The sequence below is a fragment of the Caulobacter sp. S45 genome, assembly GCF_903642205.1.
In the GTDB taxonomy this organism is placed as follows: Bacteria; Pseudomonadota; Alphaproteobacteria; order Caulobacterales; family Caulobacteraceae; genus CAHJWH01.
In genome coordinates, this window is the sequence record NZ_CAHJWH010000142.1 from 1 (window position 1) to 8,283 (window position 8,283).

The 8,283-nt window shown below is 71.0% G+C and carries 9 protein-coding genes; 7 read left to right on the forward strand and 2 right to left on the reverse strand.

Annotated features, from left to right (window positions below; genetic code table 11):
• Positions 1-342: 342 nt before the first annotated feature.
• From tsaD to HUV06_RS12815, 5 genes are all read left to right on the forward strand, one after another.
• Positions 343-1,437 carry a tRNA (adenosine(37)-N6)-threonylcarbamoyltransferase complex transferase subunit TsaD gene (gene tsaD, locus HUV06_RS12795; RefSeq protein ID WP_371811081.1) on the forward strand — a complete coding sequence of 365 codons (1,095 nt, stop codon included), beginning with the start codon at positions 343-345 and terminating at the stop codon, positions 1,435-1,437.
• A gap of 34 nt (positions 1,438-1,471) precedes the next feature.
• Complete coding sequence (locus HUV06_RS12800; protein WP_254601110.1) at positions 1,472-2,494, forward strand: NAD(P)H-dependent glycerol-3-phosphate dehydrogenase; 1,023 nt, start codon at positions 1,472-1,474, stop codon at positions 2,492-2,494.
• On the forward strand, positions 2,491-2,781 hold the full coding sequence (locus tag HUV06_RS12805) for a YciI family protein (RefSeq protein ID WP_174301649.1): 291 nt from the start codon (positions 2,491-2,493) through the stop codon (positions 2,779-2,781). The genes HUV06_RS12800 and HUV06_RS12805 overlap by 4 nt, the downstream gene beginning before the upstream one ends.
• Before the next feature lie 162 nt (positions 2,782-2,943).
• Positions 2,944-3,153: a cold-shock protein gene (locus HUV06_RS12810; protein ID WP_174301650.1), complete on the forward strand. Its 210-nt coding sequence runs from the start codon at positions 2,944-2,946 to the stop codon at positions 3,151-3,153.
• 62 nt (positions 3,154-3,215) lie between these two features.
• Positions 3,216-3,440, forward strand: a complete 225-nt coding sequence (locus HUV06_RS12815; protein WP_174301651.1) for a hypothetical protein — start codon at positions 3,216-3,218, stop codon at positions 3,438-3,440.
• Between the two features lie 3 nt (positions 3,441-3,443).
• Here the strand turns inward: HUV06_RS12815 and HUV06_RS12820 are convergent, their stop codons facing one another.
• Positions 3,444-4,559, reverse strand: a complete 1,116-nt coding sequence (locus tag HUV06_RS12820; protein WP_254601104.1) for an endo-1,4-beta-xylanase — start codon at positions 4,557-4,559, stop codon at positions 3,444-3,446.
• Positions 4,560-4,719: 160 nt separating this feature from the next.
• On the opposite strand from HUV06_RS12820, the gene HUV06_RS12825 reads away from it, so the two are divergent.
• The gene (locus tag HUV06_RS12825) at positions 4,720-5,760 is read left to right on the forward strand and encodes an acyltransferase (RefSeq protein ID WP_174301652.1); all 1,041 of its coding nucleotides are present in this window, start codon (positions 4,720-4,722) and stop codon (positions 5,758-5,760) included.
• Here the strand turns inward: HUV06_RS12825 and HUV06_RS12830 are convergent.
• Positions 5,757-7,064 (reverse strand): MFS transporter, encoded by a 1,308-nt coding sequence (locus HUV06_RS12830; RefSeq protein WP_254601106.1) that lies wholly within the window; start codon positions 7,062-7,064, stop codon positions 5,757-5,759. The genes HUV06_RS12825 and HUV06_RS12830 overlap by 4 nt on opposite strands.
• A 227-nt stretch (positions 7,065-7,291) precedes the next feature.
• On the opposite strand from HUV06_RS12830, the gene HUV06_RS12835 reads away from it, so the two are divergent.
• Positions 7,292-8,283 (forward strand): peptidoglycan-binding protein (locus tag HUV06_RS12835; protein WP_174301654.1); only part of this gene is annotated, 992 nt, incomplete at its 3' end.

Here is an 8,283-nt window from a genome sequence, read left to right on the forward strand (position 1 = left end):
GCCGAGCGCCTGCAGGCGCGCCGCGGTGGCGCCGGCGCCCGGCTGGGCGCGGGTGACCCATATCAGTTCCCCCTTGCGCACCCGGATCAGCCGAGCTCCGCGCGCGCCCCGCCGGCCGCCTCGCGCCAGCAGCGGAGTCCGCCTGCAGCCAGGGCCTTGCCACCCGATGACAAGCTTCGGCCCTGCGGGCGGGCGTCGACAGTGCGGCGGACGTGGTGGCGCCTCGGGCTGCTAGGGACGGCGATGGGGCCGGTCGGTTGCATGGGCAGGGATGGACGGCTACCTCGGAGGGACCGCCGGTGGGTACAGGAGCCGGCCCTGCAACGCGAGCCCCGCTCACCCGTGCCCAGCCTGACCGTCCTCGGCGTGGAGACCAGCTGCGACGAGACCGCCGCCGCCGTGGTGCGCTGGACGGACGGCGGCCAGGGGCCGGCGGACGTGCTGTCCTCCGTGGTGGCCAGCCAGGTCGCAGCCCACCGCCCCTACGGCGGCGTGGTGCCCGAGGTGGCGGCGCGGGCGCACGTGGAGATCATCGACACCATCATCGCCCAGGCCATGGACGAGGCCGGACTCGGCTTCGGCCAGCTCGACGGCGTGGCGGCGACGGCGGGTCCGGGGCTCGTGGGCGGGGTCATGGTCGGCCTTTCGGCGGGCAAGGCCATCGCGATGGCGCAGGGCCTGCCCCTGATGGCCGTGAACCACCTGGAGGGTCACGCGGTCTCGGCCAGGCTGGCGGCGCGGGCCCCCTATCCCTTCCTCCTGCTGCTGGTCTCCGGCGGCCACTGCCAGTTGCTGGCGGTGGAAGGGATCGGGCGGTCACGCCGGCTGGGGACGACCATCGACGACGCCGCGGGCGAGGCCTTCGACAAGATCGCCGCCAGCCTCGGCCTGCCCTACCCCGGCGGTCCGGCGCTGGAGGCGCTGGCGAAGGGCGGGCAGGCGGGCCGCTTCACCCTTCCGCGGATGCTGCTGGGCCGGGCGGGCTGCGACTTCTCCTTCTCGGGGCTGAAGACGGCCGCGGCCCGCCTGGCGGAGACCGTGGTGAGCGAGGCGGAGAGGGCCGACCTGGCGTTCGCCGTGCAGGACGCCATCGCCGACCAGCTTTGCGAACGCAGCGCCCGCGCCATGGCCGGCTATGTCCGCGAGCACGGAGCGGAGGGTCGGCTGTTCGTGGTCGCAGGCGGGGTGGCCGCGAACATGGCGGTGAGGGCCCGGTTGCAGGCGACGGCCACCAGCCACGGCTTCGCCTTCGCGGCTCCGCCGCTTGCCTATTGCACCGACAACGCCGCCATGATCGCCCTGGCCGGAGCCGAGCGGCTGGCGCTCGGGCTCACCGATGGCTGGGACGCGGCGGCGCGCCCGCGCTGGCCGCTGGACGCAGAAGCCGCGCGGCTGCAGCCGACGCACGTGGCCGGGCGCAAGGGAGCGAAGGCGTGAGCCGGTCGCCGCCGACAGGCTCGCCGTGGGTCGGATCGGCGTGAGGACGCTCGGCGTCATTGGCGCGGGCGCGTGGGGAACGGCGCTCGCACAGGTCGGCTCGCGCGCCGGCCTGCAGGTGCGTCTCTGGGCCCATGAGCCCGACGTGGCCGAGGCCATGGCGAGGACTCGCGAGAACCCCGCCTACCTGCCGGGCGTCCGGCTGGAGGATACCGTGACGGCGACCGGCCGCCCCGCCGACCTGGCCAGCGCCGACCTGATCCTGGCCGCCTGCCCTGCCCAGCACATGCGCTCTACCTTGACGACCTTCGCCCGCCACCTCTCGCCTGGCGCGCCTGTGGTGCTCTGCGCAAAGGGGGTGGAACAGGGCTCGCTGCAGCTGATGAGCGAGGTCGCGGCCGAGGTGCTGCCGGGCCGCGCGATCGCGGTGCTCTCCGGCCCGAGCTTCGCGGCGGAGGTGGCGCGGGGGCTGCCCTGTGCGGTGACCCTGGCCTGCGCCGATCTCGACCTTGGAGAGGCGATCGCCCGCGCCATCGCCCTGCCGAGCTTCCGTCCCTACGTCGCCGACGACGTGGTGGGGGCCGAAGCGGGCGGCGCGGTCAAGAACGTGCTCGCCATAGCCTGCGGCGTGGTGGAGGGACGCGGGCTCGGCCGCAGCGCCCATGCCGGTCTGATCACCCGCGGCTTCGCCGAGATGACCCGGCTCGGCGTCGCGCTCGGCGCGCGGGCGGAGACGCTGGCGGGCCTGTGCGGCCTGGGTGATCTGGTGCTGACCTGCTCAAGCCCGCAGTCGCGCAACATGAGCCTCGGGATCGCGCTCGGCCGGGGCGAGACGCTGCAGGAAGCCTCGGCCGGCAAGCTCTCCGTCGCCGAAGGCCTGTCTTCGGCGCCGGCCGTGACCGCTCTCGCAAGGCGGCTGGGCGTAGACGTTCCCATCTGCGAGGCTGTAGCCGAGGTGGTGGCCGGAGAGACCGGTGTCGAAACCGCCATAGACAACCTGCTTTCCCGTCCGCTGAAGATGGAACGGGTGGCGTTCAGGAAGATCTCCCACCGATGACCCTGTTCCTGATCCTGTGCGCCGACAAGCCCGGCTCGCGCGAGCTGCGCGCCGCCACCCGGCCGGACCACCTCGCCTACCTGGCGCAAGGCGAGGTGCAGGTGAAGGTCGGCGGCGCGTGGCTGGACGAGGCGGACGGCGGCCCGCTCGGGTCGATGCTGGTCGTGGAAGCGGCCGACCTCGCCGCCGCCCGGGCCTTCGCCGCCGCCGATCCTTACGCCCGGGCCGGCCTGTTCGCCTCGGTCGAGGTCAGGCCCTGGCGACTGGCGGTCGGAGCCTTCGGCTGAATACGGTTGGTTTAATCGACGCCTTCCCCTATATTGGCGGTGTCGATCTCTGCTGCGTAACGCTTCAGGCCGTCTCGCGAAGCGCGGGGATCCTTCTAGCCGACCCTTCCAGACTCGATAGCTGCGGACCCTTCCGTCAGCTTAACGCCAATGGAGGCTCTCATGGCTACCGGCACCGTAAAGTGGTTCAACGCGACTAAGGGCTACGGCTTCATCCAGCCGCAGGACGGCGGCAAGGACGTGTTCGTCCACGCCTCCGCGGTCGAACGCTCCGACCTGGGCTCCCTCAACGAGGGCCAGACCGTCGCGTTCGAACTGGAGCGCGACAAGCGTTCGGGCAAGGAAAGCGCCGTCAATCTGAAGTCGGCCTGATCCCACGTGTGAAGGGCCGGCCTCAGCGCCGGCCCTTAGTTTTTCGAGTTATCGGAGACCCCATGGCCGTAGCCGACATGCTGCCCACGATGGATGACAAGGCCCTGGAAAGCCTCAAGGCGAATGCGCTGCGCCTGCAGGACGAGCCCGAGGGCGCCCGCCAGAAGCAGGCCGAGATGCTGCTCCCGCTGATCGAGGCCGAGTTGGCTGAGCGCGAGGCGCGCAAGCCGCCCAAGCCCGTGCGTGTGGTGCGCAAGAAGGCGCCGGCCGGCGTCAAGGCCGCCTGATCCTCAGCCCCGGCTGAACGCGTCCGCCAGGGCGAAGAAGGCGGGCTTCGGCCGCTCATCGTCATCGAACGGACAGGGGCAGTCCGCTGCAGCGCCGTCGCCCGGCCGGTAGCGTAGCCAGGATCGCTTGTCGTCCAGGCCCCAGACCGCAAACCCCACCTGCTGGTGTCGCGGCAGTTCCAGGAACCCGCCGACCACCTCCGCATAGAGCTGCGCCTGGAGCGCCAGTTTCTGCGCCCGCGGCATGAAGCTCGTGCGGGGCGCCTGGAACGATACGTCCAGCTCCGACACCCGGATCGGCAGGCCGAGCGTCGCCAGCTCCCGCATCGCCGGACGGCAGACCGCCGGGTCCATGCCGATGTCCAGGTGCGACTGGGTGCCCAGCGCCTGCACGGGGACGCCCCGCTTGAGCAACCGCTCCACCAGTCTCATGAAGGCCCAGCGTTTCCTGGGTGTGCGCTCCAGGTCGTAGTCGTTCAGCACCAGCATGGCGGAGGGATCGGCTTCCCGCGCCCAGGCGAAGGCGCGCACGATGTAGTCCTCCTGGCCGAGGTTGCGGCTGAACAGGCAGTCGCGCAGCCCCGACCCATCGTCACGGATCGGCTCGTTGACCACGTCCCAGCTGCCCGCCTGCCCCCGATAGCGGCCGGCGATCGCCTGGACGTAGTTGCGCACCGCCAGGGCGAAGCGGTCGGGCTGGCCGTCCAGGGCCTTCAGGGCTGGCGGCTCCTGGGTGTACCAGACCAGTGCAGTGGCGTGCAGCGCCAGGGCGTTGGCACGCGCAAAGGCGGCGATCCGGTCGGCGTCTTCGAACTGGAAGCCGCCGTCCGGGCGCAGCGTCGCTTCCATCTGGAACTGCCAGGCCGGGATGATCTGGCTGCACTGCTTGACGCTCATCGCGACGTAGTCGGCGTTGTCGAGCTCGGCGGTGCTGATGCAGTTGCCGACGGGAACCTGAGCCATGTCCCGCAGGCCCAGGGCGGGCAGGCGCTGGTTCGGGGCGTCATAGGGCTGCGCCTGGGCGTCGCCCCGCCCCCGGCCGCACGCCGACAGGGCCAATGCCCCGGCCAGGGCCGCGCGGCGGCTGTAGCGTCCCTCCAGCCTGCCCCTTGGTTCCACGCCGCCTCTCCCCCACCGGTCCGCAAGCCTAAGGGACGGGGCCTTAACAGCCCGCTTCAGCTTTGTTGGCGGGGTTGGACACCTGCGCTGACGGAGTGTTCAGAGGTTTGCGTCACCTTGGCGCGGCCGCGAAGCGCGGCTGGCCTTTGGAGTTCGCGGGGTGAAGGAGAAGCTAGCCTCGATCCAGTACCTGCGGGCCATCGCCGCCCTGCTGGTGGTCTTCCATCACGCGCGCAACGTGCATCCGTGGCTCTACAATCCGCTGGCGGACTTCGGCTTGGCGCAGTGCGGGGTCGACGTCTTCTTCGTCATCAGCGGCTTTGTCATGTACTCGGCCGCGCGCAGCGAGACGACGGGCGAGTTCCTCCGCCGCCGACTGATCCGCATCGTGCCGCCCTACTGGCTGGCGACGATCGTCTCCGCACCCCTGATCCTGCTGAACCACGCTTCGGCGCTGAACGGCCCACTGGTCGCCCATGTGGCCGATTCGCTCCTGTTCATCCCGCACTACAGCCCCGAGCATGCGGGCGAGATCTGGCCCCTCCTGGCGGTGGGCTGGTCGCTGAACTATGAAATGTTCTTCTATATCGTCTTCGCCGCCGGCATCGCGGCCAGGCGACTGGTGGGGGTGGCGGTGGTGACGCTCGGGCTGCTGGTCGTCGCGGGCCTGCTGCTGAAATCAGATAACGCGCTCTGGCGGAGCTACACCGATCCGTTGCTGTTCGAATTCCTGGCCGGCGTCGGGCTCGCGGTGGGACGGGAGCGCCTGCGAAGCCATGACCTCAGCCTGCTCCTGCCGATCGGCTTCGTGGCGCTTGGCTTGAGCACGATGATGAAGCTGCCTCAGGTGCTGGCCTGGGGGGTCCCGGCGTTGATGATCGTGGCGGGCGCCATCTCGCTGGAGACCCGCGGCCGGCTGCCCAGGCTGAAGGCGCTCGGCATGCTGGGCGACGCCAGCTACGCGATCTACCTGTTCCAGGTGATCTGCATCGGCCTGGTGGGGTTGGCCGTGCAGCGCCTGCCGATCCACGGTCCTCTGCAGCTGGTCCTCATGATCGCCGCCTGCATGGTCAGTTCGGCCGTCGCAGGGCTGGCGATCCACTACGGCCTGGAGCGCCCCTTGCTCAGGTACCTCTCCGGCAGGCGCTTCCCGCCTGCCCAGCGGGAGTTCACCCCCCGTGCCGCACCTTCGGTCGGCTAAGCGGCGGCGCCCGCCTCGCCGCGGGTCTCCCGCTTCAGCCTTCCCGACACCAGGGTGGCGATCAGCCCGAGCGCGGCCGCCAGCGAAAGCCAGGCGCCCGGCATGGCCTTGTCGCCGGTGACGTGGATCAGGCCGGTGGCGATGGCCGGCGTCAGGCCGCCGAAGATGGCGGTGGCCAGGCTGTAGGCCAGGGAGAAGCCGGTGGCGCGCAACCGTTGGGGCACGATCTCGGTCAGATAGACCACCATCGCCCCGTTGTAGCTGGCGTAGAGGAAGGACAGCCACAGCTCCACCGCCAGCAGCCGGCCGAACGACGGCGCGTGGGTCAGCCAGACCATGGCGGGATAGGCCGTCGCCAGCACGCCGACCGTACAGGCGATCAGCAACGGCCGACGCCCGATGCGGTCCGAGAGCGCGCCCATGATGGGCAGCCAGATCAGGTTGGACACGCCTACGCACAGCGTCACCCCTAGCGCCGCAAGGGCGGACAGGTGCAGCTCGTGCTCGCCGAAGGTCGGGGTGTAGGCGGTGATGGTGTAGAAGCTGACCGTCGTCATCACCGCCAGCATCGTGCCGACCAGCACCACCGGCCACGCCTTGCCCATCTCGCGCACGACCTCGCCCAGGCTCGTGACGTGGGACTTCTGGAAGGCCTCGGTCTCGGGCAGGTGGCGGCGGAGCAGGAATAGCAGCGGCACGATCAGGCAGCCCACCAGCAGCGGGATGCGCCAGCCCCAGCTGCCCATGGCGGCGGGCGAGATGAAGTGCTCCGTCGCCACGCCCACCAGGGCTGCGGTCACCACCGCCACCTGCTGGCTGCCCGACTGCCAGCTCACGTAGAAGCCCTTGCGGCCCGGCGGCGCGATCTCGGCCAGATAGACCGACACGCTGCCGAGCTCCACGCCGGCGGAGAAGCCCTGGAGCAAGCGCCCGAGCAGCACCAGAACCGGCGCCGCCAGCCCGATCACCGCGTATGGCGGCATGAAGGTCAGGGTGGCTATGCCCACCGCCATCAGGGCGAGCGTCAGGATCAGCCCGGCGCGGCGGCCGTGCCGGTCGGTATAGGCGCCCAGGATCAGCGCCCCCACCGGCCGCATCAGGAAGGCGGCGGCGAAGGTCATCAGCGACTTCATCAGCGACGCGAAGCTGTCGCCACCGGGGAAGAAGGCGCGTCCGATGTCGGCGGCGAAGTAGCCGAACACCATGAAGTCGTACATCTCTAGGAAATTGCCGCTCGCCACCCGCACGATGGCGAGGGCCTGCGAACTCGGGGTCTTGGCGCTGGCGGACGCGGGCTCTGACAAAGGTCGCCTCGGACTCGGTGCGCGCATGGCGCTCCTGCTCAATGCCGCCCGTGAGGCTTTGAGGCAACCGTAGGGCGGACACCCGCCTCTACGCCCGGCGTTTTGTCTCACGGGACCCGAGGTTGCGGCTTTGTTCGTTCTGGCCGCTTGCGGTAAGGGGCGCCCGCGCCGTATCGAAAGCCCCGAGATCAGGCGGCGCGCGCCTCGCGCAGCCGTGGAGTGCCTCAATGCCCGACCGGTCGCCCGAACCCCATCGCCGGGCCCTGCTCGCGGGGTCCGCCGCCCTAACCGCCGCAGCCTTTGCAGGCGCCCGCGGCGCGTGGGCGGCGCGGAGCGGGCTGACGCAAGGCCAGGTCGACACCCTGGTCAAGGCCCTGGCCGACGCGCCGAGCCACGGCTTCCGCAAGACCGAGTTCACGCCCCCCGACCTCGCCGACGCCCTCAAGGCGCAGGCGCTGCAGACCCCCGCCACCCAGGCCAGGCTGAAGGCCGCCATCCTGGCCTACGCCCGCGCCCAGCGCGGGCAGCGGCTGAAACCCTCGGATTTCCTGGCGGAGTGGTCGGTGCGGCCGGCCCCCTATGACCCGACGCCGGAGTTCAACGCCGCGATCGCCTCCGACAGCCTGAAGCCCTGGCTCGACAGCCTGCCGCCGCGCTACCAGGGCTATCAGGCGCTGCGGAAGAGCCTCGCCACCTACCGGACCATCTCCGCCGGCCACGGCTGGGGCACGGTGCCGGAGGCGGACACGCCGCTGACCGTGGGCATGAGCGATCCGCGCGTCACTGCACTCCGCGCCCGGCTGGCGGCGGAGGACAGCACGGTGGAGGCGGCGCCGGCCCAGCCGGACGTCTACGATCCGGCGCTGCAGGCCGCCGTGCAGCGCTTCCAGGGCCGCACCGGGCTGAAGGCCGACGGCGAGGTGGGGCCGCCGACACTGGCGGTGCTGAACCTGCCGGTGGGCCAGCGCATCCTGCAGATCGAGGCCAACATGGAGCGCTGGCGCTGGCTGCCGCGCCAGCTGCCCGACACCCGCATCCAGGTGAACATCGCCGCCGCGGTCCTTGCGGCCTATCGCGACGGCGAGCCGGTGATGGCCATGAAGGCGGTGGCGGGGAAGCCCGAAGACCAGACGCCCATGCTACACTCCAACATCTCCGACATCGTGCTGAACCCGCCCTGGCACGTGCCCGACACCATCGCCAAGAAGGAGATCTGGCC

Bases quoted from the DNA above. Each gene is read 5' to 3' on its own strand.
- HUV06_RS12810 (WP_174301650.1), top strand. From the start codon at position 2,944: ATGGCTACCGGCACCGTAAAGTGGTTCAACGCGACTAAGGGCTACGGC.
- HUV06_RS12815 (WP_174301651.1), top strand. From the start codon at position 3,216: ATGGCCGTAGCCGACATGCTGCCCACGATGGATGACAAGGCCCTGGAA.
- HUV06_RS12805 (WP_174301649.1), top strand. From the start codon at position 2,491: ATGACCCTGTTCCTGATCCTGTGCGCCGACAAGCCCGGCTCGCGCGAG.